This is a genomic window from Candidatus Binataceae bacterium, from assembly GCA_036495685.1.
In the GTDB taxonomy this organism is placed as follows: domain Bacteria; phylum Desulfobacterota; class Binatia; order Binatales; family Binataceae; genus JAFAHS01.
The window spans coordinates 1-23,470 of the sequence record DASXMJ010000146.1; the positions used below are offsets into that span (position 1 = coordinate 1).

The 23,470-nt window shown below is 60.5% G+C and carries 23 protein-coding genes; 11 read left to right on the forward strand and 12 right to left on the reverse strand.

Features of this window, described 5'->3' with window-relative positions:
• A partial coding sequence (locus tag VGI36_13610) for a hypothetical protein (GenBank protein ID HEY2486182.1) occupies positions 1-181 on the reverse strand: 181 nt, incomplete at its 3' end.
• A 348-nt stretch (positions 182-529) separates the two neighbouring features.
• Here VGI36_13610 and VGI36_13615 point away from each other — a divergent pair.
• On the forward strand, positions 530-1,843 hold the full coding sequence (locus VGI36_13615) for an MFS transporter (GenBank protein ID HEY2486183.1): 1,314 nt from the start codon (positions 530-532) through the stop codon (positions 1,841-1,843).
• Between the two features lie 30 nt (positions 1,844-1,873).
• Here the strand turns inward: VGI36_13615 and VGI36_13620 are convergent, their stop codons facing one another.
• Entirely contained in the window at positions 1,874-2,827 is a 954-nt protein-coding gene (locus VGI36_13620; GenBank protein HEY2486184.1) for an LLM class F420-dependent oxidoreductase, read from the reverse strand.
• Between the two features lie 143 nt (positions 2,828-2,970).
• Here VGI36_13620 and VGI36_13625 point away from each other — a divergent pair, with 143 nt between their 5' ends.
• Positions 2,971-3,711, forward strand: coding sequence for a dienelactone hydrolase family protein (locus VGI36_13625; GenBank protein HEY2486185.1), 741 nt, complete (start codon positions 2,971-2,973; stop codon positions 3,709-3,711).
• Positions 3,712-3,766: 55 nt separating this feature from the next.
• Here the strand turns inward: VGI36_13625 and VGI36_13630 are convergent, their stop codons facing one another.
• The gene (locus VGI36_13630; GenBank protein HEY2486186.1) at positions 3,767-4,642 is read right to left on the reverse strand and encodes an LLM class F420-dependent oxidoreductase; all 876 of its coding nucleotides are present in this window, start codon (positions 4,640-4,642) and stop codon (positions 3,767-3,769) included.
• 312 nt (positions 4,643-4,954) lie between these two features.
• Here VGI36_13630 and VGI36_13635 point away from each other — a divergent pair, with 312 nt between their 5' ends.
• Together VGI36_13635 and VGI36_13640 are read left to right on the forward strand one after the other, a co-directional pair.
• The gene (locus VGI36_13635; protein HEY2486187.1) at positions 4,955-6,118 is read left to right on the forward strand and encodes a hypothetical protein; all 1,164 of its coding nucleotides are present in this window, start codon (positions 4,955-4,957) and stop codon (positions 6,116-6,118) included.
• A 157-nt stretch (positions 6,119-6,275) separates the two neighbouring features.
• On the forward strand, positions 6,276-6,701 hold the full coding sequence (locus tag VGI36_13640) for an OB-fold domain-containing protein (protein ID HEY2486188.1): 426 nt from the start codon (positions 6,276-6,278) through the stop codon (positions 6,699-6,701).
• Positions 6,702-6,730: 29 nt separating this feature from the next.
• Here the strand turns inward: VGI36_13640 and VGI36_13645 are convergent, their stop codons facing one another.
• Positions 6,731-7,189 (reverse strand): hypothetical protein, encoded by a 459-nt coding sequence (locus tag VGI36_13645; GenBank protein ID HEY2486189.1) that lies wholly within the window; start codon positions 7,187-7,189, stop codon positions 6,731-6,733.
• Between the two features lie 397 nt (positions 7,190-7,586).
• Between VGI36_13645 and VGI36_13650 the strand changes: the two genes are divergently transcribed.
• Complete coding sequence (locus tag VGI36_13650; protein HEY2486190.1) at positions 7,587-8,576, forward strand: LLM class flavin-dependent oxidoreductase; 990 nt, start codon at positions 7,587-7,589, stop codon at positions 8,574-8,576.
• A 114-nt stretch (positions 8,577-8,690) separates the two neighbouring features.
• On the opposite strand, the gene VGI36_13655 is transcribed toward VGI36_13650, so the two are convergent.
• The 3 genes from VGI36_13655 to VGI36_13665 form a co-directional block, all read right to left on the reverse strand.
• Positions 8,691-9,032 carry a hypothetical protein gene (locus VGI36_13655; protein HEY2486191.1) on the reverse strand — a complete coding sequence of 114 codons (342 nt, stop codon included), beginning with the start codon at positions 9,030-9,032 and terminating at the stop codon, positions 8,691-8,693.
• An 81-nt stretch (positions 9,033-9,113) separates the two neighbouring features.
• Entirely contained in the window at positions 9,114-9,575 is a 462-nt protein-coding gene (locus tag VGI36_13660) for a DUF2141 domain-containing protein (protein HEY2486192.1), read from the reverse strand.
• Positions 9,576-9,646: 71 nt separating this feature from the next.
• The gene (locus VGI36_13665; protein HEY2486193.1) at positions 9,647-9,907 is read right to left on the reverse strand and encodes a hypothetical protein; all 261 of its coding nucleotides are present in this window, start codon (positions 9,905-9,907) and stop codon (positions 9,647-9,649) included.
• Here VGI36_13665 and VGI36_13670 point away from each other — a divergent pair.
• Entirely contained in the window at positions 9,894-10,127 is a 234-nt protein-coding gene (locus VGI36_13670; GenBank protein ID HEY2486194.1) for a hypothetical protein, read from the forward strand. The genes VGI36_13665 and VGI36_13670 overlap by 14 nt on opposite strands.
• 16 nt (positions 10,128-10,143) lie before the next feature.
• Here VGI36_13670 and rhmD read toward each other — a convergent pair whose 3' ends face one another.
• Together rhmD and VGI36_13680 are read right to left on the reverse strand one after the other, a co-directional pair.
• On the reverse strand, positions 10,144-11,319 hold the full coding sequence (gene rhmD / locus VGI36_13675) for an L-rhamnonate dehydratase (GenBank protein ID HEY2486195.1): 1,176 nt from the start codon (positions 11,317-11,319) through the stop codon (positions 10,144-10,146).
• Positions 11,316-12,761, reverse strand: a complete 1,446-nt coding sequence (locus VGI36_13680; protein HEY2486196.1) for an amidase — start codon at positions 12,759-12,761, stop codon at positions 11,316-11,318. Before VGI36_13680 ends, rhmD begins: the two co-directional genes overlap by 4 nt.
• Positions 12,762-13,144: 383 nt before the next feature.
• Between VGI36_13680 and VGI36_13685 the strand changes: the two genes are divergently transcribed.
• From VGI36_13685 to VGI36_13695, 3 genes are all read left to right on the forward strand, one after another.
• Positions 13,145-14,809, forward strand: coding sequence for an AMP-binding protein (locus VGI36_13685; protein ID HEY2486197.1), 1,665 nt, complete (start codon positions 13,145-13,147; stop codon positions 14,807-14,809).
• Positions 14,810-15,036: 227 nt separating this feature from the next.
• Positions 15,037-15,360, forward strand: a complete 324-nt coding sequence (locus VGI36_13690; protein ID HEY2486198.1) for a metalloregulator ArsR/SmtB family transcription factor — start codon at positions 15,037-15,039, stop codon at positions 15,358-15,360.
• A gap of 192 nt (positions 15,361-15,552) precedes the next feature.
• A complete protein-coding gene (locus tag VGI36_13695) occupies positions 15,553-16,719 on the forward strand; it encodes an acyl-CoA dehydrogenase family protein (GenBank protein ID HEY2486199.1) in 1,167 nt (388 codons plus the stop codon).
• 152 nt (positions 16,720-16,871) lie between these two features.
• On the opposite strand, the gene ligD is transcribed toward VGI36_13695, so the two are convergent.
• A complete protein-coding gene (gene ligD, locus VGI36_13700) occupies positions 16,872-19,517 on the reverse strand; it encodes a DNA ligase D (GenBank protein HEY2486200.1) in 2,646 nt (881 codons plus the stop codon).
• Positions 19,518-19,629: 112 nt separating this feature from the next.
• Here ligD and VGI36_13705 point away from each other — a divergent pair, with 112 nt between their 5' ends.
• Positions 19,630-20,505 (forward strand): Ku protein, encoded by an 876-nt coding sequence (locus VGI36_13705; GenBank protein HEY2486201.1) that lies wholly within the window; start codon positions 19,630-19,632, stop codon positions 20,503-20,505.
• Here VGI36_13705 and VGI36_13710 read toward each other — a convergent pair.
• Both VGI36_13710 and hisN read right to left on the reverse strand, forming a co-directional pair.
• Positions 20,502-21,146, reverse strand: coding sequence for a glutathione S-transferase (locus VGI36_13710; protein HEY2486202.1), 645 nt, complete (start codon positions 21,144-21,146; stop codon positions 20,502-20,504). The genes VGI36_13705 and VGI36_13710 overlap by 4 nt on opposite strands.
• 19 nt (positions 21,147-21,165) lie before the next feature.
• Positions 21,166-21,993 (reverse strand): histidinol-phosphatase, encoded by an 828-nt coding sequence (gene hisN / locus VGI36_13715; protein ID HEY2486203.1) that lies wholly within the window; start codon positions 21,991-21,993, stop codon positions 21,166-21,168.
• 224 nt (positions 21,994-22,217) lie between these two features.
• Between hisN and VGI36_13720 the strand changes: the two genes are divergently transcribed.
• The gene (locus VGI36_13720; GenBank protein ID HEY2486204.1) at positions 22,218-23,423 is read left to right on the forward strand and encodes an adenylate/guanylate cyclase domain-containing protein; all 1,206 of its coding nucleotides are present in this window, start codon (positions 22,218-22,220) and stop codon (positions 23,421-23,423) included.
• The last annotated feature ends 47 nt before the right edge of the window (positions 23,424-23,470 follow it).

Sequence of the window (23,470 nt, forward strand, 5' to 3'; positions counted from 1 at the left end):
GCACAAACTTGTATTGCTTGGCACCCACGCCGATCGTGACGATTTGTTGGCCGGCGTATATCTGCATGGCCGCGGGCTTCGAAATTACCAGCGTAGTGTTAATCGGCAGGCCCATCGCACCGAACTGCGCGTGCGCTGCTGTCGGAGCAAGGATCATGAGTGCGGCCACCCATGGCGCCATTCGGAAAATCACTCTCGTAGCGCATTTCATATTGGTACGCCGGACCGTGTTGCCGGCCGATCTTAGAATGTCCTTCCTCAATCCCGCGAGCGACCTAGAGGACCGTAACAATATATATACCCCTTATATATACCCCTTCGATCCTCTGTCGCACCAACCAAAATTCTGGGCACCGCCCGGGCAGTTTAGTCACGCGAACCCGCTCGACGGGAAGGCCTTTTGATTATCCGAACCGATCGGAGTACTGGAAAGGCTAACCGTGCCACTATGCGATGGTTTCCATGATGTCGGGACTATCGTGTTTGTAGAGCTGAGATGTCTATACGCCACTTCGCCGAGAGTCGGACGTTGACAGAATACCCTCGTGGGGCGCGTCGCTGGACTCTGCTCCTGCTCACGGTGCTTGCCGCGGTCCTCGCCGGCTATGAGTTTCAACTCGCTCCAATCCTGCCGCTGCTGCTGCCCTATCTGCACATGGGCCACATTCAGTACGGCTACTACATTACGTTCACGGTTCTGGTTGGAGGCATCTCGGCATTCTTCGGGGGGCCACTGGCCGATCGCTACGGGCGGGTCGTGATTCTTGATGCTTGTCTGGCGGTCATTACGGTCCTGGTCTTTGCGAACCTGCTTATCGTCGGCATCAAGTCGTTCGTAGCCATCCGGACCCTGATGGCTATCGTGGCCGGACTGATGGCCGGCGCAGGCGCGGCCCTGGTCCGCGACATGTCGCCGCGCCTTACCCGCGCCTTAGCTTTCGGCTTGCTCACGATCGGTCCGGTCGGATCCAACTACATGGGCAATTTTATCGCGGGTTTGACCCTTCCCATGTTCCACACCTGGCAATCGCAGATGTGGATCATGGGATTTCTCGCGATTGTCATGTACATGCCGATCGTTCTCTGGCTCAAGGATCTGAGTCCCGAGCTGCGCTTGAAGATCTATCAGACCGAGTTGGCGGCCCTTGAGGTTGCGGGCCGCCGCAGCCCAACCGCCGCGGAGCTGCCATCGAGCGCGCGCCAGGCCTTTGCCATGCTGCTCGGACACATCGAGCCCTGGTTGATGGTGGTTCCTTTTACCATCAGCCTCTCGCTGTACATCGCGATCCAGGCCTTCGGGCCGCTCATGTTCACCGAATCGTTCCATTACACTCCCGCGGACGCGGCGCGGATGAACTCCTATTTCTGGCTTGGAAATATGGGGGCCCTGATCGTGATTGGGGTAATTTCCGATCGCTTGCAAGTGCGCAGGCCCATCTCGACTATTGGCGCGGTGGGAGTCGCGCTGCTGCTGGCGTGGTGGATACCGAGATTCGGCGGGGAGTTACCCCGCCATCTGATGATCATGGTTGCGACCTTGCTCGGTTGCCTGTTGGCGATGATCGCGGTCCCGTGGGCGGCTCAATACTCCGAAACCCTTGAAGACACATCGCCAGGATTGCAAGCGACCGGGTGGGCGTTCTACGGACTCGTCAGCCGCGGCTGGGTCGCGATCTCCGCGCCGCTGATGATCGCCATCGCGGCGCGCTACGGATGGGCGAGCTGGATGAAATTTTCGCTGGGCGCGATGCTTCTGTACGCGGTGGCGACCATCTTCGCCAGCCGCCTGGCCGTCGAGACCCTGACCCCGGCCGAGGCTCGAGCCGGACTGGCAGGGCGCTGATTCGGCCGAACTCGTTTCGGTCCGTAGCTACTATCTCTGCACCGCCGGAATCACTTCTTCGGCAAACGCCTGAAACTCTTCGTCGACGAGAATCGGCCAGCGCACGTTGAAGATGAAGTGGGTCACGCCGATTGCGCGGTACTGCGCGATTTTGTCGAGGCATTCGTCCTTGCCTCCGACCATGATCCGGTCGCGTGCCTGCTCCGGCTGGATTTGGGCCATGCCCGCCACCATCCCGGAAATCATTTGTTGGCGCTCTTTGGGCGCCTTGTAGCATAGCGGCATCATGATGGTTTTTTCGATTTCGTCGGTGTCGCGACCTACCGTGTCGCCGTGGCGCTCGATAACCCCGATCAACCTTTTCATCTCGGCGGGATTCGCGTGCATGGTGTTCCACAGGTCGGCATGCTGTGCGACGATCTTGAGCAGGGATTTTTCTCCGCGTCCGCCGATCATCAAGGGGATATGCGGCTTCTGGAGCGGTTTGGGGTTACACACTGCATCGCTCACGCGATAGTGCTTGCCCGCAAAGGAGGTTCGTTCCTGCGTGAACATTCCTTTGATGATCTGGCATGACTCGTCGAGCGCCTCGAGACGCCCGCGGAGGTTTTTAAAGTCGATCCCGAAGCTCCCGTGCTCGAGTTCATACCATCCGCAGCCGAGCCCAAGATTGAGCCTGCCGCCGCTCACCTGGTCGAGAGTGGCCGCCATTTTTGCCGTTAGGCAGGGGTTGCGGTAGGTGTTGCTGTTGACGAGCGCACCGATGCGGGCGCGCTTGGTATGCTGGCTGAGGGCACTTAACAGGGTCCAGTTCTCCATGCAGGGACCGGCGGGGTCGGGGGTGAAGATCGGATAGAAATGGTCGAAAGCCCAGAGCGAGTCGTAGCCCCAGGCGTCGAGTTTGCTCCACACCTCGCGCATGCGGTCCCAGGTGACGTTCTGCTGTCCGGACTGAAACCCAAATCGAATCGGATGCTTGCTCATTTCTCTTGCCACCTCCGAAGACTAATCTGCAGTCCTGCGGCATCGCCAAAGGAGTCCAGGTGAGACGCCGATCCGGACACTAGTACAGGCAAGGTTGCCGCAGGGCAAATCCTCGTGAACGCAAATCGGGAAGGAGATTGGTGATGGTCGAAGAAGCTCTTGAAATTCGCACCCCCGACGGAACCTCCGACGCATTCCTGTATCGAGCCGACGATGGGGGGCGCCGGCCCGGAGTGATTCACCTGACCGACATCGGCGGCATCCGGCCTTCACATTGCAAGATGGCCCGTCGCCTCGCCGAGAAGGGCTACGCGGTTCTGCTGCCGAACGTTTTCTACCGCACCGGAAAACCTCCGATGTTCGACTTCACGCCTACCATGGGCGAGGAACGCACCATGAAGCGCTTTGCCGAACTGGCCACACCCATGACGCCTGAAGCTACGGAGCGCGACGCGTCTGCGTACGTCGATTTTCTGGCGGCGCAGCCCTCGGTCGGCTTGGGCACCATCGGAGTGGTGGGACACTGCTTCACCGGCGGTATGGCAATGAGGGCCGCGGCGGTACGCCCAGGAAAACTTGCGGCGGCAGCCTCATTCCATGGCGGTGGACTCTACACGAACGCACCGACCAGCCCCCATCTCGTGCTTCCGCGCATCCGGGCCGAGCTCTACTTCGGTCACGCGATCAACGACCAGAGCATGCCCGAGGAAGCCATCAAGAACCTCGAGCAGGCGCTGGCGCGGTGGGGCGGAAAGTATCAGAGCGAGACCTACGCCGGCGCTTATCATGGCTGGACCACGCCGGATACACCCGTCTACAACCAGCAGCAGGCCGACCGGGCCTTTGAAAAACTCGCCGAGCTGTTCGCGCGGACGCTCAAGTAGGTGGCCGCGCGGCGCGGCCCTGGCTGGTCGGGCGGCCATGGTTAGGTCCGACCAATCATAGGCGGCGCGCGCGGTCGAGGGTGGGCGCGATTCGTCTCACGACTTCGAGCGCTCGTCCGTTCGCCATCTTTATCGCATCGCGCTGCGAGAACAGGACCAGACGATCTGCACCGGCCTCCTGGTAGCCTTTGAGATTCTCCGATGAGACTCCGTCCTCGCCGGGGTCGACGAACGCGCTTATCTGCAGGGTATCGGGATTGCGACCGGCCTGGGCGACGACCTGCTTGAGCGCATCGATTTCCTTCTTGAGATTCTGCGGTTTGCCGGCGATCGGGGCCCAGCCATCGTAGCTGCGGGCTATGCGCGCGAACGCCTTGGACCCGCGTGCGCCCAACAGTATCGGAGGTCCGGGTTTCTGGACCGGCTTGGGGTCGCAACGGATTGCTGGGAACTGGACCAGGTCGCCCTGGTAGCTGGGCTCCGCCTGCGTCCACAACGCTCGCATCGCCTCGACCGTCTCGCGCAGCCGCTTCCAACGTTTTCCGAAGCGTGTTCCCATCGCCTCAGTCTCTTCGCGAAGCCATCCGCCGCCAATTCCCAGCACCACGCGGCCGCCCGAGATAACGTCCAAGGTCGCTATAGTCTTGGCGGTGATAATCGGCTCGCGTTCGGGGAGGAGACAGATCCCGGTTCCCAACTTGATTCTCTTCGTGACCGCCGCGGCGGCGCCGAGCGCCACGAAGGGATCCATCCAACGCCCGTAGTGTTCCGGGAGTTCCCCTCCGCCGGGCGGGATGGTTTTAAAAGCGATCGGAATGACCGGATGTTCGGGAATGAAAAGCGATTCAAAGCCGAGGTCCTCGACGGTGCGGGCTATTTCAGTGATGTCTCCCGTTTCCGCGGTTGCCGCAATCATCACGCCGATATCCATCGCGATATGTCTCCTTGTGCTCTCCCGACCGGGTCTCCAGCCCGCCGATCGTGTGAAAGCATTTCAGCACTCGATGACGTCTTTGCCAGGGTCTGTACGAAGGTAACTCGCGGATTGCGCCGCTCGAATCAGCTGGAGCCAGTGTCGCTACACCGTAAGCCCAGAGACGCGGTCCCAGCCGCTTCCGCAGCGCAATGTGCGGTCCCTCCAGACGATGCCTTTACGCCGAGCCAAGCGATTCTGCAATCACCTGAATTCGGTTGCCGGGTTCGTTCTTCGGTGCCATGGTTTCGCTTTAAGGGGCAGCGCTCTATGGAAACGCTCAAGGACAAGACTGCGATCGTCGGGATCGGGCATACCGAATACTCGCGGGATTCGCGACGCAGTGAGATGAGCCTGGCAGTCGAAGCGATCCGCAACGCGGTCGCCGACGCGGGCCTAAAACCGTCAGACATCGATGGAATCGCCAAGTTCAGCATGGACAACAACGACCACGTTTTCCTTGCGGCGAACCTCGGCATCCCCGCCTTACGCTTTTTCGCTGAGGCGCCGTGGGGTGGAGGGGGAGGGCCGGTAGGCTCGGTGTTGTTAGGCGCGATGGCGGTGGCGACTGGAATGGCGAACTGCGTGGTGGCGTTCCGCGCGATGAACGAACGGTCCGGGAGGGGTACTGGGCGCTTCGGACTTGCTGCGGTGCGCGAAGGCGCTCCCGGCGCCAGGGGCTATCTGGAGCCATACGGGTTTTTCAGTCCGGCGCAGGCGGTAGCGTTGAGCGCGCGCCGCCACATGCACTTATACGGAACCAAGAGCGAGCACTTCGGGGCGATCGCGCTCGCGTGCCGAGCCCATGCGCAGACCAATCCGAACGCCGTAATGCGGGGACGGCCGCTGACCCTCGAAGACCACCAGACCTCACGAATGATCGCCGATCCGTTACGGCTGCACGACTGCTGTCTGGAGACCGACGGCGGAGCCGCGGTCGTGATCACGAGCGCGGAACGCGCGCGTGACCTGCGACACAAACCCACCTACATCATGGCGGGCGCGTTTGGCGCCACCGATCGCAACACTCAAGCGGTGGTGAAATTTTTGGAGCATCCGCGTTCGGAATCGACCGTGGTGGCTGACGACCTGTTTCCGCGCGCCGGGATTGCCCACAAGGATATCGATATCTGCTTCCTCTACGACCACTTTACGCCGCTGGTCCTGATGGCCTTCGAGGAATTGGGATTTTGCAAGCGGGGTGAAGGAGGTCCATTCGTGTCGGATGGCAAGCTGCGATGGCCCAACGGCGCGCTGCCCTTCAATACCAGTGGCGGCAATCTCTCGGAGGGCTACATACATGGAATGCAAAACACTATCGAAGCGGTGCGCCAACTCCGGGGCGACGCGATCAATCAGGTAAAAGACGCCGAAATTGCCTTCATCGCATCGGGCAACGCCGTGCCGAACACCGCAATGATCGTGCGTCGATAGCGAAAGCTGAAAGAAGTTAGGGCGAATGGTCGCGGGGCGCGAGCGCGGACTAAACGAGGAATAATGAGCCGCGCATCGGAGTCAACACGGTGCTATCGCTGGCGATGTTGGAATCGTCGCCTAAAAGGTCGACCGCCTGACCGGTGGAGAAGTGCTAATGGACGCGAGATCGAATTTTCCTCGCCCGATTCCCGAATTCGACGCGCAGGAATTCTGGGCCGGCTGCAATCGCGGAGAACTGCTGATGCAGCGCTGCACGTCGTGCAAGAAGTTTCGCTGGCTCCCCCAGCCCATGTGCCCATCGTGTAATTCGCTCGAAAGCGAATGGGTCAAAGTCAGCGGCAAAGGAATCGTCTACTCATACACGATTATTGCGCACCCCGTTCATCCGGCCGCCGTCAGTCGCGTGCCATACAATGTCGCCCAGGTGCAACTCGATGAAGATCCGCAACTGATCCTGATAACGAACCTGGTTGGAGTCAGGAACGAAGACATCCGCGTCGGGATGCGCGTGCAGGTGACGTTCGAAGAGCATTCACCGGGCGTGCTGCTTCCGAAATTCGAGCGCGTCTCGAAATCCTGAAGGTGCGGCCGGCCGGCTCCTTCGGGAAACTAATGGGAGGAGGTCGGGCTGGGCGCCAGTGGCAGGGGTAGCGATAGCGGCTTGCCGCTTCGAGGCGCGGGTTTGGGGCCATCCCCCACGCAGATGAGGTCAAAGTTTTCGGGGGTCGGAGTTCCCGACTGCCAGGTCGCCAGGTACAGGAAGTTCGGCGCGCCGGAGCTCACCGCATTCGCGAAAGCCGGAACCTCGATGCTTTGTACGTTGGCGACGCAGTTTGGGCGGTTGACGAAGGTCGTCGAGTTCAACGTAAGTTCGTAGAGGCCATCGGTGGCCACGAAGACCGAGCTGACCCAGTTGCCGTCCTGCGCGATTATGGTCCCGTCGGAACCGATAAACGCCGAGGCCACCACGGTGACCGCGGCGTCGGACGGGCTGGTCACTACCGCCGCCGCAGCGGCGCCGGGCAACGCCAGAACCAGGGCAAGCAGCGGGATGACAGTCTTATTCACCGATTTTCCCTTCTGTGTGAGTCGCGGCCCTGTAGCATCGACCGCCAACCCAACGATCCTACCTATCATATACGCCGCCGGTCGCTGGGTCGGATGGGTTCGTCAAGGGTCGCATTGCCGGGCCACTTGTAACAGGTTGGCGATTGCGGGCTCAATCCCACAGTTATTGTGGGGTTTCGACCACCGGATGCAGTTTTTGCGATTTGATCCCTGCGCCAGATCCGCTCCCTCACAGCGTTGAAAACAGCGGATCACACCATCCGCCAAAACGACCGCGGATTCGACCCGCAAGTTCAACGATCGAACTAAGCCGCATGATCGCGAGCGCAACGCTTGACATCAGACCCTTTTCCGATCGAACCGTGAAGAGTTGAACGCCGGACCTGGAGGATGGCAAATGGCAGCACCCCGCTTTGGTCTCACCCTTCCAAACCGTGGCGTGATCATCGGCGCCACGACCGTCGAAGAGATGCTGGAGATGGCGCAATGGGCGGATGGAGCTGGCTGGGATTCGGTCTGGGTGGGAGATTCGATCTTCGCGAAACCGCGCCTGGATGCAATCGCCCTGCTCGGGGCGATTGCCGCGCGCACCAAACGGGTGAGGCTCGGTCCGGCGTGTTTTGCCAGTACGCCGCTGCGGAACCCGCTGCTGCTGGCTTATCAGTGGGCCAGCCTTGATTTCTTGTCCGGAGGACGCACCGTGTTTTCCGCCTGCAAGGGGCAGCCGCAGCCGGGCGGGGGGGAGTTCGATCGTGAGTTCAATGCGCTCGCGATAGACCCTCGCAGCCGCGTGCGGCGGATGGAGGAAGCGATAGAAATCCTACGACTCACGTCAACCCGTGAGCACGTCGACTACCAAGGCAAATATACACAGTTTCGCGATGTTACCGTGCTGCCGCGTCCGGTCCAGCAACCAATCCCGATCTGGGTAACGGCGAATCCGTCTCCGGTCACCGAGGCGACCGCGAAGGACTTCGAACGCAGCTACAAACGCGTCGCGCGCATGGGCGATGGGTGGATGACAACCGGCAAGACGCCCACGCAAGTGCGCGAAGGGATCCAGATGATCCGTAACTACGCTCAAGAACTCGGCCGCACCTTGGAAGCCAAGTTCGAAGTCTGCGTTTACTACAACATCAACGTGAATGAGGACCGCGACAAGGCCTTCGGAGAATCCAAGAAATTCCTCGACGACTACTACACGGTCGACTATCATCGCGACTTCCTCGAGCTGTGGGTCGCGATGGGTTCACCAGAACAGTGCGCCGACTCGATTCGAGGATTTCTCGACGCCGGCGCGACCACCATTACCCTGCGACCAACCGGCTATGACCAGCGCCACCAATTTAAGCGGATCACGGACGAGGTTTTCCCGCTCCTGACCTAGTGCAAAGTAAATTTCTACGTGCCGCGAATTAGTCGCGTCAAAAAAGCAAGGCATCCGCTACTGGTCGGGAGAGCCGTGCCCGGGGATTTCGATCATTTTCCTGCGCACTTAAGATCAATTCACGGGTACACCAAAAGTCGACGCCAGGCTGTTATCGAGCGCATGGTTAATGTCGTCGGAGGGGACGTTCTCGCCGCGCTGAAGCCTGCGCATTACGTCATTCAGCTCGTCGGCTTTGAGATTGTAGTAGTGATCGAGGCTGGGAGCCGAGCGCGTATAGAGTTGTGCGTTGAGACGATCGGATTGCTCGGCATTGCGCAAGAGTTGTGTAAGCGACAGGTTCGTGGTCGGTTGACGCCCTGTAGAACATGCCACCAAACCCATCAGGGCCATCGCACTCAACACGCCCTTGAGGACCGGGAGTGTCGACCTTTGCGGTGGGCTGAGTAGTGGCACGAATTTATGCCCTCGCAATTGCTGCTGTGGCGATTTTCCGTGCAGGGCGGCTGTGCGCCGACCACAACAAACGGTTGGGCCTCACTGGGCAACCATATCAGAGATGGCGGAGGTGGATGGTGACGGCCTTACCTCCACCCGAATAGGTGAAGCGGTCGTGGTCAAATGGGGGCGATCGAAAGTACCGGCAGTCTCATTGCTAACGCCCACGCCCTCCTTGGGAATGCCCACGAAAATTCGATCGAGTTTTCCGTTGGAATTCTCCTCGTGATAGACCGCAATGGCGTATTCACCGGCCGGGACCTGGTCGAAATCGCACTCCGCGATCCCGTCGTGTATGGGTCCACTGGTTGTCTTGATCGCTTTCGATGAATCCGCGGGAAATCCCTCAGCGCCATTGAACCGGGCGCACTTGACGTCGCCATCGGTGCTGTGAAGACCTACTACTTCGGCTTTGATCCGTTCGCCTGTCTCTTCGGTCGAGGTGGAAACCAAACCCGCCTGAGCTGCCGCGGATCCCAGTGCGAGGAACGCTCGCCTCATGATTGTGGTATATACCGCGCGACAGTTACGGGAGCACTAACCGAAAGCGACGGCGTGGGAGAGTCATGAATTCAGAACAATACGTGCGAACCCTTGAGGAGTTCTTTCAGGGTGAAGTAACCGGAGAGGCCTTGTTCCATACCCTGGCTGAGGCACTGGAGGACCCTGAGCGTCGCTACCAGATGCGCGTTCTGGAGCAGTTGGAGCGCGAAACGAAAGAACTCCTTCGAGGGGAATATCCGACCGCTGTGCGGAGATATTGCAGAGAGCGCGTCGGCACGCGCGACCGGCATTACGCAGGCAAAGGCCCTTGCGGCTATGCCGTGGGCCAAAGTGATGCACATCTTCGAGCGTGAAGTGAAGAAATTCGTCGCGCACTTTGAGGAAGTCGAGAAGGCCGGGCCCGCGCACGGCGCGAAACTACTCGCGGCGGTTACGGCACACGAACGTGCCTTGCTCTCGTTCTCAGAGCGCGCGAGCGCGGGTGCCGCCGGCGATCCCCTCGACCCGGTTATTTCTATGTTGAAGGTCGTACCCGCACGACTCGAATAGCAGTCGGCGCTGGTCGCTAGTGGGTATAGGGACGATGCATTGCGCAGGCGGGGTTGAGGCGCACTCCGAAGCCTGGGCGATCCGGCAGCTTGAGCCGGCCGTCGACCGGTACGGGCTCGTCGAGCAGCAGCGGAGTGAACATCGGAACCACCTCGTCGGCTTTGGGCGCCATCATCAGAAATTCCGAGAATGGGCTGCAGTGGCGCGTGATTACGAAATGGTAGCTGTACACTCCCGAGGCGTGCGGAACGACCAACACGCCTCGGCTTTCTGCGAGGGCCGAGATCTTGACAAGTTCCGTGAGGCCTCCACACCAGCCGACATCGGGCTGGATGATATCGCAGCACTCCATTTCAAGGAGCATCCGGAAGCCCCAGCGTGTCGCTTCATGCTCGCCGGTCGTAACCAGTAGGCCTCCCGGGACCGCCTTTTTGAGTTCGGCATAACCCCAATAGTCGTCGGGCGACAACGCTTCCTCGATCCATTTGAGCCCGTATTTGTGCGCCTGCTGCGCCAGGCGTATGGCATAGTTGAGGTCGAGGCTCATCCAACAATCGAGCATCAGCCAGAAGTCATCGCCGACCCGCGACCGCATCTCCGCCAGTTCTGCCAGATTCTGTTCAAAGCCGGCTTCACCCTCGGCGGGGCCGTGATGAAGCGGGAGTTTGCCACCGATGAAGCCGAGCGTCTTGGCGAGATCGGGGCGCGAACTGGTCGCGTAGAATGGCTGCTCGGAGCGAACCGGTCCGCCGAGCAGGTGATAGACGGGCTCGCCGCGGACCTTGCCGAGCAGATCCCAGAGCGCGAGATCGACGCCAGAAATGGCGTTAACTACCAGTCCTTTGCGACCGTAGTACTGGGTTGCGAAGTACATCTGGTCCCAGATGAGTTCGTAGTCTTTGGGATCGCGGCCCTCAAGGAAGCGTGCCAGGTGTTTTTCCACGATGTAGGCGGCCGGCTCACCGCCGGTGGTTATCGCAAATCCGACCGTGCCGTCGCTGGCCTCGATTTCAACCACCAGCGTGCCGAGGACGTTGATGCCAAAACTCTGACGGCTCTGGCGATATTCCGGGTAGCGGCTCATCGGGCTGGCGATGTGATCGTCGATCCAATGGCTGCTTCCCTGATCGTGATAGTCGCCGCCGCCACCGCGAACGACCAGCGCGCGAACCTGCTTGATAGTCAAACTCATCTGGATGCGTGAACCGGCGGCCTGCGCTCTTTCCACGGTCGCGCTTGTTCGAGCTGCGAGGCCAGACGAATGAGAGTCGCCTCATCGCCGAAGCGCGCGACCAATTGCACGCCGATTGGCAAGCCCGTTTCGCTCCAATGCATCGGCAGCGAAATCGCGGGGTGCCCGGTAGTGTTGAATACAGGGGTAAAGGGGCAGTAGGAGAACACCAGTCGCGTCCATTCCATCGCACTCATGCCTTTTTTGTCCTGATTTATTTCTCCGTGGGGCACGGGCGGCCTGGCGATGGTAGGCGTCACCAGCAGGTCGTAGTTCTCGAAGAAGGCTCCTACTTTGCGCGAGATCACGTTTCCATGCGCCATCGAGTTAAGCACATCGGTCGCGCTAAAGCGTTTGCCTTCCTCATAACAAGCCCAGGTCACGGCTTCGAGGTTATCCGGTCCCGGCTTGCGTCCCATCGTCTGTGCTGCGAAATCGGCCGACAGCACATTGAAGACCGCCCAGATGACGTGAACTTTTTCGAGGTATTCGTCCCAGTCGAAGCGTGGACGATCTTCGATCAGCGTGTGGCCGGCATCTTCAAGTAGCTTAACCGTCTCTTGCACAGCCTGTGCGCATTCGGGATGAATCTTCGCTCCTGAGGCGGGTGTAACCGTCCACGCGATTCGTAGTTTGCCGGGATCGGCGCGCACTTCGTCGCGAAATGGTCGCACCGGCGGCACCGGAAGTCCGGGCGCGCCAATGTCGGCACCGGCGACGCAATCGAGCAGCGCTGCGGTATCGCGTACCGTCCGCGTTACCGCGAACTCGATTGCCAGTCCGCACAGAGGATCAGCGGAATCGGGCCCCGTGGGTACTCGATCGCGCGTGGGTTTCAGCCCGACCAATCCGTTGCACGATGCCGGAATGCGGATCGAACCGCCGCCATCGTTGGCGTGTGCTACCGCGACTATTCCCGCGGCGACCGACGCGCCTGAACCGCCACTGGAGCCACCAGCACTGTGACCCTGCACCCATGGGTTGTGCACCGGCCCAAACAAGGTGGTTTCGGTGGTCGGATTGTAACCGAACTCCGGGGTTTGCGTGGTGCCAATGAGGACCAGACCGGAGCGCCTGAAGCGCGCCATCAACTCTGTGTCGGCGCTGGGGACGAAGCCTCGGGCGAGCCTGCTACCTTGGTCGCAGCGGACGTCTTTGGCATGGAGCACGAGCTCCTTGATGAGAAATGGAACCCCCGCAAACGGACCCCGCGGCACGCCTTTGCGAATCTCTGCATGTGCCAGGTCGGGAAGGGTCTGCAGCACCGCGTTGAGCCTCGGATTTACCTTTTCGACGGCTGCGAGGGCAGCCTCCACGAGTTCCTCGGAGGTGACCTCTTTCCCGGCCACGAGTTCGGCGAGTCCGAGTCCATCGCGCGACGAGTACTCTGCCAAAGAGATCATGTGCGGCGCCTCCTGCTCTCGACGGCTGCCCTAACACAAATCGGTAGCCGGGCCAAACTCTCGCAAGGTTGCTTGTCCGGAACTCATAGACGCGGAACCTCAGTGTGCAAGGTAGGTTCTCGCCGCCTACAATCAACCGTTGCAATCACCTTCTCGAGACGGTGTGGTGACCGACCTCGGATTGCGGGCAACACCAGTTCGGAATTGAGCATCTGCGGCTGCCGTCGCCGCTTCTTCGAAAGCGCCTGCCGGCGGGGAAGGCCGAGCGGCGCCTGCTCCTCTAGAGAGATTCGACATTGCCGCCGGAGTTGTGGCACACAGATTAGAACTGGGCCCACGACGACGAGGCTTCAGAAATACGAATTCAGTAGAGCACCACGACGATGATCGGACTCAAGGAACAGACAGTGCGCGGAGGAAAAAGCTTCGCAGAACTCCGTGCCATGCATAGGTGGAACATTCCGGCGGACTACAACGTCGCGATCGACTGCCTCGATCGTCACACCGATCTTCGTGACCGGGTCGCGCTGCTGTACGAAGACGACGAAGGCCACGCCGCGCGGTACACGTTCGCGCAGATGATCGAGGCGTCCAACCGGTTTGGCAACGCACTGCGCGGCCTCGGTATCGGCCGCGGCGACGTGGTTGCGGTTCACACACCCCAACGGCCGGAGACGGCGATCGCGCATATGGCCATCTATCGAATCGGCGCGATCGCGCTTCCCATCTCAAAGCTGTTCGGCCCCGACGCAATTCAGTACCGGCTCGAGAACAGTGCCGCGAAGGCAATCCTCATGGAGCCTGAGACGGTCGGCAAAATGGATGATGTGGATCGCAAGAGCCTTCCCAATTTCAAACACCTCATAGTTGCAGGCCAGGTCAAAGGCACGCTTAGTTTTGATGACCTCATGAGCAAGGGCGCACCGGGCCTCGCGATGGAAAAGTCGAGCGCAGAAGATCCGGTCCTGCTGATGTACACCTCCGGCACCACCGGAAACCCCAAGGGCGTACTGCATGTCGCCCGCTACGTACTGGGGCATAACGGCATCGACTACTCCTACAACTATTTGCGCGACGGCGATCTCTACTACAGCCCCGCGGATTGGGCGTGGGCGGGGGGATTGCTCGACGGATTGCTGGCGATTTGGCCGTATGGAATTCCGGTGCTCGCGTATCGCAGCAAGGCTCGCTTCGATCCGGAAGTGACCTTCCGACTGCTTGAGAAGTACGGTGCCTCGGTGGGCTTGTATCCTCCCACCGCACTTAAAGTCTTGCGCGAGATAAAGAATCCGCGCGAAAAGTACCGACAAATCAAACTCCGCTGCATCGTGAGCGGCGCCGAACCCGTAAGTCCCCAGCTCGCGAAATGGGTAGACGAGGAGCTGCAAGTCGAATTCAATCAGGGCTTTGGCCAGACCGAAGCCAACTACTTTATCGGCACCTGCAGCAGGGTCGAAAAGGCGCGTCTGGAGCCGTTGGGCAAACCCTATCCGGGCCACCACGTCGCGATCGTTTCGCCCGAAGGTGAAGTGTTGAAGGCGGGCATGACCGGCGAAATCGCGATTCGGCGCGACTCGCCAGTAGTGATGCGTGAGTACTGGAAAAACCCGAACGCGATGAGCGAAAAGTTCAAGGGCGAATGGTGCATGACCGGAGATCTCGGCCATATGGACGAAGAAGGCTACGTCTACTTCCAGGGACGCAACGACGATGTAATCAAAAGCTCCGGCTACCGGATCGGTCCCTCCGAAATCGAAGCCAAGATCATGGAGCACGCCTGCGTCGCATCGTGTGCGGTCATCGGTGTGCCGGATGCGCAGCGAGGCCAGGCGATCAAGGCATTCATCAAGTTGTTGCCTGGATTTTCGCCGTCCGAGAATCTGGTCGAAGAGATCCGGACCCACGTCAAGACCCGCCTGGCCGCGCACGAGGCGCCGCGCGAGTTTGAGTTCTTGGATGAATTTCCGTCCACGGTGACCGGAAAGATCATGCGGCGCGAACTGCGGGCGCGTGAGGATGCCAAGCGCTCAGGCCACGTTGGGAGTTGAATCAAAGGATCTGGCACCAACCATCCGGCGGACCTCCCAGGCGTTGGGTAAGCCCACCAGATCAAGCGGTATTCCCGATCTCGGCAATTCGAGACGCTGTCTGTGTTAGGTCGAAGTACCGAGAGGCTTGAGAGCCGAACTCAGTGAGGGGAGCCGCCGCGCACCGCGCTCAAAGCGAGCTTGTGGATGGCTTGCAATCATGTAACTGCCGAGTTACGTATTAAGAGATGAAAATTGACAACACCATCGCCGCGCTGGCCGATTCAACTCGCCGCGAACTGCTGCGACGACTCGCTTCCAGCCCCTGCCGGGCCAGCGCGCTTGCAAGAGGCTTTGCGATCAGCCGCCCGGCGGTCTGCAAACATACCCGAGTGCTTAAGAGGGCTGGCCTGATCCGAGCCAAGAAAAGTGGCCGCGAGCAGATTTACGAACTGGCACCGATGGGGCGTGACGCGGTCCGGCAGCTGATCGCCAAACTCGAAGAAGTGAGCGGCTTCTGGGACGTCGCGCTGGACGCGTTCAAGCGTTACGCGGAAGCGGAACCTCGCTAAGCATGCGCCTCTGGCGGCGGGTCGCCGCGCTGCTCGGCCGCAGACCAGAGTAAGCGCTACGAATACTCGTGGGTCTCTGCCCCAGAGACGTTCTCTCACCTTCCACCCAAACGCACCCTGTCTCCCGCCTAGAGCAAGGGCCGGTTTGCTCTGGGCTGGTGCAGTCTGTCATTTCTGCCCGGAGAAACGGAGATGCCTGACGATAGTATCGATGTGCTGGCTGCTGTGCGGGACCTGGCGCCTTCCATCAGCACCCGCTCGGCGGAAATCGAATCGGAGCGGCGATTGCCGCTCGATTTGCTCGACCAACTGATTGCGGCCGGGTGCTTCCGCATGCTCACGCCTCGCACCCACGGCGGTGTCGAGGTCGATTTGCCGCTCTCCATGGAGATCATCGAGACGATTGCGGCGGCCGACGGGGCGACGGGGTGGACGGTCATGATCGGGTCGGAGTCGCCGATGCTCCTCGCCCTGCTGCCGCGGTCTCGATTCGATCGAATCTACGCGAACACGCCCGAGGTGATCGTCGGCGGGGGCTTCGCACCCCGAGGGCAGGCGGGCGTGGGAGCGGGTGGGTATCTGGTGAATGGGCGGTGGGCGTTCGTGAGCGGCTGCCAACATTCGCGATTCCTGATTGGTAATTGCGTAGTTACCGAGAACGGCCGACCACGGCCCGGTTTGTTGCCCGGTTCCAACGAAATCCGCGCGATGCTGTTTCGCAGCGACCAGGTGACGATCCTCGACACCTGGGAGGTCACCGGCCTGCGCGGCACCGGCAGCCACGACATCGAGGTAAAGAACCTCCGAGTCCCATCCGATGATTCGCTGGACATCTTTATGGGGCAGTCGTGTGTGCCCGGCGCACTGTACAAGGCGCCGGTGGTGTCCTTCGCTCTGCATATCGGCGCCGTGGGTGTGGGAATCGCTATGCACGCGCTCGCTGACATCATCGCGCTGGTACAGACCAACAAGAAACGTCTCTACACCAGCTCCGCGATTGCTGACTCACCGCTGTTCCACTATCGACTCGCCCAGGCAGAGACGAGCTTGCGCGCCGCGCGCGGATTACTCATGGCGGAATCGCGCGCGGTGTGGCAATCGTCACTCGCCGGACGCTCGCCGACGCCGGCAGAGACGGCACGGGTGGTCGGCAGCGTGGCATGGGCGGCACAAACTGCCGCCTCGATAGTCGATACCTGCTACACGGCGGGCGGTGGCACCGCACCATACAATTCGTCTTCCCTGCAGCGCCATCTGCGCGACATTCACACCTTGACGCAGCACGCGGCAGTCAATGAAGCGATGTTGGCCCGTGCCGGCGCGTTTCTCGCCGGCAAGTCTCCCGACTTCACGTTCTGAGTGAGCGATTGCAGCTCACCGGCCCAAGCGCCGGTCCCGCGCTGGCGCGCTCCGCGGGGGGCTCTCAGGTCGTCGTCGCCGTCTTCAACAACTGTTTGGGGAACCGAACTGGGCCGAAATCCGGCTGGAAAGAGCCACCAGTAGGGCGCAGATCAGGAGGACGGACGAGCAACCGCTTTTTCCAAAGTGGAGAGCGCTTCTTCCAGGATCACCTGGTCGGTCAATGCGCCAAGAAAGGGATCGTCGCCAAGCCGGGTCATACGCTCGACGATGGTCTTGATGTTGTATGCCTGCGGATCGAGATCGGTGCCAACCTCGCTCCATTTGAGCGGCGCGGAAACTGGCGCGCCGTCTTGCGCCCTGAGACTGAAGGGGGCCGCGATGGTTTTTCCGTGTCCGAGTTGGAGGTAGTCGATATATACCTTGCCTTTGCGCGTGCTCGGATTCCGATTCATCGTCGCGATCTCCGGGATGCGTTCCACCACCACCCGTCCCACCAGCTCCGAGAACATCTTGGCCTGATCGTAGGTATATCTGGGCTTGAGTCCTACCACGACATGCAGGCCCATTTGGCCCGAAGTCTTGATGTACGGTCTCATCCCCAGCTCGCGCAAAGCCTTGGCGACTTCCTTTGCGACCAAGACGGCGTTGGGAGTGGTCGATCCCTTCGGATCGATATCAAACAGCAGCCAATCGGGCCGCTCGAGATGAATAATGCGTGAAGACCACATGTGGATGGTGATGGCCGCGAGATTGGCAATATACGCCAGCGCGTCTTCACTATCGATGATGAAGAAGCTGATTTCGCGATCCGCGTCTTCTGAGTAGATCTTTTCGGTACGAAGCCAGCGTGGAGCAAAAGCCGGCGCGTCCTTCTGATAAAAGTTCTTTCCGGCGATTCCATCGGGGTACCGGGTCAGCATTACCGGCCGATCCGCCAGGTAAGGCAGCATCCACTTCGAGATGGCGCGATAGTACTCGACCATCTCCCCCTTCGTGTACCCTTCCTTGGGCCAGAACACCTTGTCGGGATGAGTCGTTACCACCTTGCTGTTGTCATCGGCATGCCGTCGATGGTTACCGGCTTGCTCGCTTGGCTCAGCAGCCTCGCGAATCGCGCTGCCTGGCTCCGACAGGTCATCGCTTCCCGACGCCAGCGCCGTACCCTCTGCTTCATCGATTTGTTCGTACAGACATTGCCGCGGGTCTTTGTCCGGTTGCAGACCAAGAAACGCCGGATGCCGTATGCCGCCGTGGTCGGTGAACTCCCCGAAGCGAACCTCGCATACCATAGTTGGTTCGCAGAAATGCGCCTCGCGTGGCGGTGTGGGCTCGTCCGGGCCGGATTTGCGAAAGGGCGAAGTAGCTCGCGACAGCGGCTTGAGCAGCGCATGAATTTTCGCGAGCAGGTCGCGGCTGAATCCCGTGCCGACCTTGTCCATGAAGCGGAGTTCGCCACGGTCGTCATACATCCCGAGCAGTAGCGCGCCAAAATAGGTGCGAGTTCCCTCCGGGTCGGTGTATCCGCCGATAACGAACGAGCGAGTGAGCGGGCACTTGAGCTTCAGCCAATCCGCGCTGCGCACTCCCCGATACGGGGCCTCGCGCCGTTTCGCAATTATGCCCTCCAGGCCGGCTTTCGCGACCTCGTCATAGAATTCGCGGCCCCGAGCTACCACGTGGTCGCAATAGCGCAGCGGACCGTCACCGCGAATGAGCTGACCGAGCAGATTTTTGCGTTGCTCAAGCGGTAATTCGCGAAGGTCATAACCATCGAAGGCGAGCAGATCGAACAGGAAGTGGTGGACTGGGACGGAGAAACTGAGGCGCGCCACCTGACGGCGGTCATCAACGTGCATCCGGCGCTGAAGCAGCTGAAAGCTGGGTCTCCCGCTCTCATCGAGAGCAGCGATTTCGCCATCAACGACGAACCGGTCGAAGGGCAAGCTGTTGAAGGCCAGGGTTACTTCCGGATAACGCGCGGTTATCTCTCTGCCGCTGCGCGCGAACAGCCGCGTGTGCTCGCCATCGCGAATCGCCAGGGCTCTGACCCCGTCGTACTTCAGCTCGAATAACCACTGTTCGCCGTCCACGCGCTCTTCGCTCAGTTTCGCGAGCATCAGCGGAAAGGCGCGCGGTTCAAGCTTTTCCGTAAGCCGCGGCGCTTTGAGTTTGGCCAGCGTTTCGATCAGCACTTGCCCGACGCGGGAGCTATCCTCCAGTTCCGCGATGGTGAGCCCCGAAAGAACCGAGCGCGGGTGTTTCTCCAGGACGTCCTCGTTCTCAGCGAATTCGTCGCGCTTCTTGATGAGCAGCCACTGTTGCTTCTCGCCCGCGCGCTTGGCGTCGCGCGGGGTGGTGCGAACCAGGGTGAAAACCCCATGCAGTTTGTAGCCGCTCAGCACGAAGTCAATCTTGCCCTTGTCTACGGCTTCCGATGGGGTTCCGCTCGCCGGGTCGACCATCGTGTAGGTGCCGCGATCCCAGACGATGACTGCGCCCGCCCCGTAGTTGCCGTCGGGAATGATTCCCTCAAAGTCGCCGTATTCGAGGGGATGGTCCTCAACCATCATTGCCAGTCGTTTGTCGGCCGGGTTCAGAGCGGGTCCTTTGGGGACTGCCCAGGATCGCAGGACCCCGTCCATTTCCATCCTGAAGTCAAAATGCATCCGGCGTGCATCATGCTGCTGGATGATAAAAATGCCGCCTTTCGTGGGGCTTTTTGCCTGCGGAGGGCCGCCGAACGGTTCCGGCGTGCGATTGGCACTACGTTTGCTGCGATAGCGATCGAGTGGCACGGACAATTCCGCCGATCTATTGGTACCCTAGTTGAAGACGATACCCGGAGCTAAATACAATCCCGCCCTGCACACTTTACAGGGTTTCGTGGACTGAACGGAGGCTAACGCGATGCCGCCACGATCAATAGCCACTGCAAGTATCACCTTCGGACTCGTTTCGATTCCGGTGCGCTTGTTTCCTGCTACCAGCTCGAAGGCGATCAGCTTCAATCTGCTGCACGGAAAAGACAACAGCCGCATCCAGCAGAAGATTTATTGTCCGGTCGACGACGCGATAGTCGATCGCAGCGAGCTGGTCCGGGGTTACGAGATCGAGAAAGGACGTTACGTCACTTTCACCGACCAGGAGTTGAAGAACCTCGAGGCGCGCGGCGATCACGCGATCGAAATCAGCGAATTTATTCCGATCGAGGAAGTCGACCCGGTATTTTTTGAAAGCCCTTTTCTACTCGGATGTGAACCGACTTCGGCGCGCGCCTATCGGCTGCTGGCCAAAGCCATGGATGACACCCGGCAGGTCGCCGTCGCGCGGTACACGATGCGCGGGAAAGAACACGTCGTCCTGATCCGCAATTACCAAGATGGTCTCATGCTCCACACCATGCACTATGGTGACGAGGTGCGGGGCTTCGGCGAGATCGATCACGGAGCGGACGCGCCCGCGAAACCGGCCGAGGTCGACTTGGCCAAGCGGCTTATCGGTGATTTGACAGAGAAAAAGTTCGACATCGACAAGTACAAGGACGGTTACCGAGAACGAGTTATCGAGGCGGCGAGCCAGAAAGCCAACGGCCAGGAAATCACCGAGCCTCCCCCCGAGGTACAGCGCGGCAAGGTCATCGACCTCATGAGCGCACTTAAGGAATCGCTCAAGAAGCGTGGGGTCGAGGTCAAGGCCGACCGCGACGCCGAAGAACTGCGGGCCCCCGAGGAACCCGAAAAATCCCGTGCACCGAAAGAACGCGCACGCCGGCGCGCGCGCTAGAACTGGAGCCGGCCGCGAAGATCGTCGAACGGGATCATAACGTGTTCTCGGTACGGAGCGCGCAATTGTAGCCGCTCGTACCACGCCGTTACGTTGGGTACGGCGGGGTGCTCGATTTCGAGCTGGAAGTACCGGTAGAGCGCGGTGCCCGCCGGAATATCAGCCATGGTAAGCGAGTTTCCCGCCAGGCTGGACTTGCCCGCGAGCCGCCGATCGAGCAGCCGGAAGTGTTGGGCACAGCGCGCGACCAGCGCCTTGATCCTCGACCAATCGCGTTGCTCGGCAGGGGTTCGGTAGAAACCCCAAAACAGATCCATGAAGTCGGGTTGCAAAGTCGCGAGCGACCAATCCATCCAGCGGTCCGCGAACGAGCGCTGCGCGGGTTCCTCGATCCAAAATGAACCCCGGCCATACTTCGCGCTGAGATAGCGAAGGATGCTGTGCGATTCCCACACGGTAACCCCGCCGTCGTCGACGACCGGCACTCGGCCGTGCGGATTCATTTGCTGGAATTCGGGCCGGTCAAGTCCACCAAAAGAACCACCCGCATCGATGTGCTGGTGCTCCAGTCCCAGTTCGCCGACCAGCCACATTACCTTCTGAACATTGAACGAGTTGCGGCGGCCCCAGATCTTCAGCATCAAATTGCCGCCCTACTACCTAACGCCCTGGCACGCCGGCCCCAAGAATCCCTAGTGCTATTTTGTGTAACGTGGGATCACCGGCCGCGACCGATTGTCCACCATCCTGCGCCGAATCGCCCGCCCAGGTGGTCATCACCCCTCCGGCCGCCTCGACGATCGGCATCAGCGCCTGCAGATCGTATGCCTGGTTTTGTGACTCGATGACCAGGTCGATGAGACCGCTGGCAAGCATGCAGTACGCGTAACAATCGCCGCCGTAGCGAGTGAGGCGGGCGGTCCGCGCGATCGCGCGAAACGCCTCGCGTTCTGGCCCCTGGCGAAACATTGCGGGGTCGGTTGCGGAGACAATCGCATCTTCAATGCGGTCGCATTTGCGAACTCGCAGCGGACGCCTGGTCCCGCCATGCTCTAACTCCGCGCCCAAGCGTGAGCCGACGAACGTCTCGCCCGTATAGGGTTGGTGCATCACGCCGACGATCGGTCGGTCGCCATCGTTGAGCGCGATCAGCGTGCCCCAGTGCAGCAGTCCCAGGATGAACGCACGGGTGCCGTCGATTGGATCGATTACCCAGGTGAAGCGCTCGCTACCCGGTTTGAGTCCGTGTTCTTCGCCATGAATGCCGTGACCCGGATATCGGCGTGAGATCTCATTGCGAATAGCTTGCTCGGCATCGCGGTCGGCAATCGTCACCGGATCGAACAGGCCGGAGTCGGCCTTTTTGTTGGTGACATCCAGCGCGCCCCGAAAGTGGGGCAAAATGATGTTACTGGCAACTCTTGCGAGATGACGCGCGAACTCGATGAACTCCACGAGTTGACCATGTGCGACTCCTGACTCCGGCATAGCGTCCCCGCAGGCAACTAAGCGGCTACCGCTCATCATTCCCCAGACATGGTGACCAGAACACCCGCCGGGGACAAGACCGTGCGGGTGAAGGCTTGGTTACAAGAGAATCGCCAATTCAGCCATCCACCACGCGGGCGCAATGAGCTGTGCATTATGCCGAATTTCACTCATAGAGTTAGCGCGCGGAGCGGCTCTATACTTGCGGCGGGCGTCGCTACTCGATGCAAGACGAAAGCGCACCGAAGAGGGGAGCGGTCGAAGTCGTCAACTGGATGCTCAGCAGGGGACGGCACAATACCCATATGCGCGAATTCGGGGACGAGATGTGCCGGCGCATCGTGGCCGCCGGCATCCCGCTGTGGCGCGCATTCTGTTCGGTCGCGACCTTGCATCCGCAGGTCGTCGCCAGTGCCTATACGTGGCGACGCGAAGACCCGGGCGCGGTGCGAAGAACGGCGCCACATGCGTTTACCGAGAGCCCCGAGTGGACCAGCAGTCCAGTGGCCGAGCTCAAACGAACCGGTCGAAGCATCCGTCGGAAAATCTGCGATCCGCGATGCCCGCTCGACTACCCAATCGTCGAGGAACTCCGCGCTGCCGGCGGCACCGACTACGTAGCCATGCCGATGATTTGCTCGAGCGGCGAAATCAACACCATCTCCTGGGCGACCAACCGGGCCGGCGGATTCAGCGAGCCCGAGCTTGCGGATCTGACCGCGATCGCCGACGCGCTTGCCATCATTGTCGAGCTCCAGTCGACTCGCCGGGTGGCACGCTATCTCCTTGATACCTACGTAGGGCATCGTACCGGCGAGAGAGTCTTATCGGGCGCCATCACCCGTGGCAGCCAGGAAACGATCCACGCAGTTATCTGGTACTGCGACCTGCGTGGGTTCACCACGCTCACCGACTCGCTGGCCAAGGACCGAGTGATCGCTCTGTTGAACGAGTACTTCGAAATCGTGGTCGATGCGGTCGCAGCCGAGGGCGGTGAGGCGCTCAAATTCATCGGTGACGCGATGCTTGCGATCTTTGAGCTCGAGAGTCAGACCGAGGTTGCCGGACGGTGCAGGGCAGCCCTGCGGGCGGCCGCGGTCGTGCGGGCGAAGATCAGGGAGCGCAATCTGGCACGCCGAGATGCGGGCGAGTCCGAGATTCGCTTCGGGTTGGCATTGCATCTCGGTGAAGTCAGCTACGGCAACATTGGTGCCCCCAATCGCCTCGACTTCACCGTCGTTGGCCCCGCGGTCAATCATGCGTCGCGACTGCAAAAACTGGCCGGCGAACTTGGTCGTGAGCTCGTAACATCGGCGAGCTTTGCCCTTGCAAGTGGCGTGGAGATGGAGCACTTGGGTCGCCATCAATTGAAAGGGGTCCGCGAGGAGCAGGAGGTTTTTGCGCCAGCAATGGGAGAATTCGGGGGATGAAGCAGCTTCGCGCGAGTTGCGCTACCTAGATGTCGTTATTGCCTGTG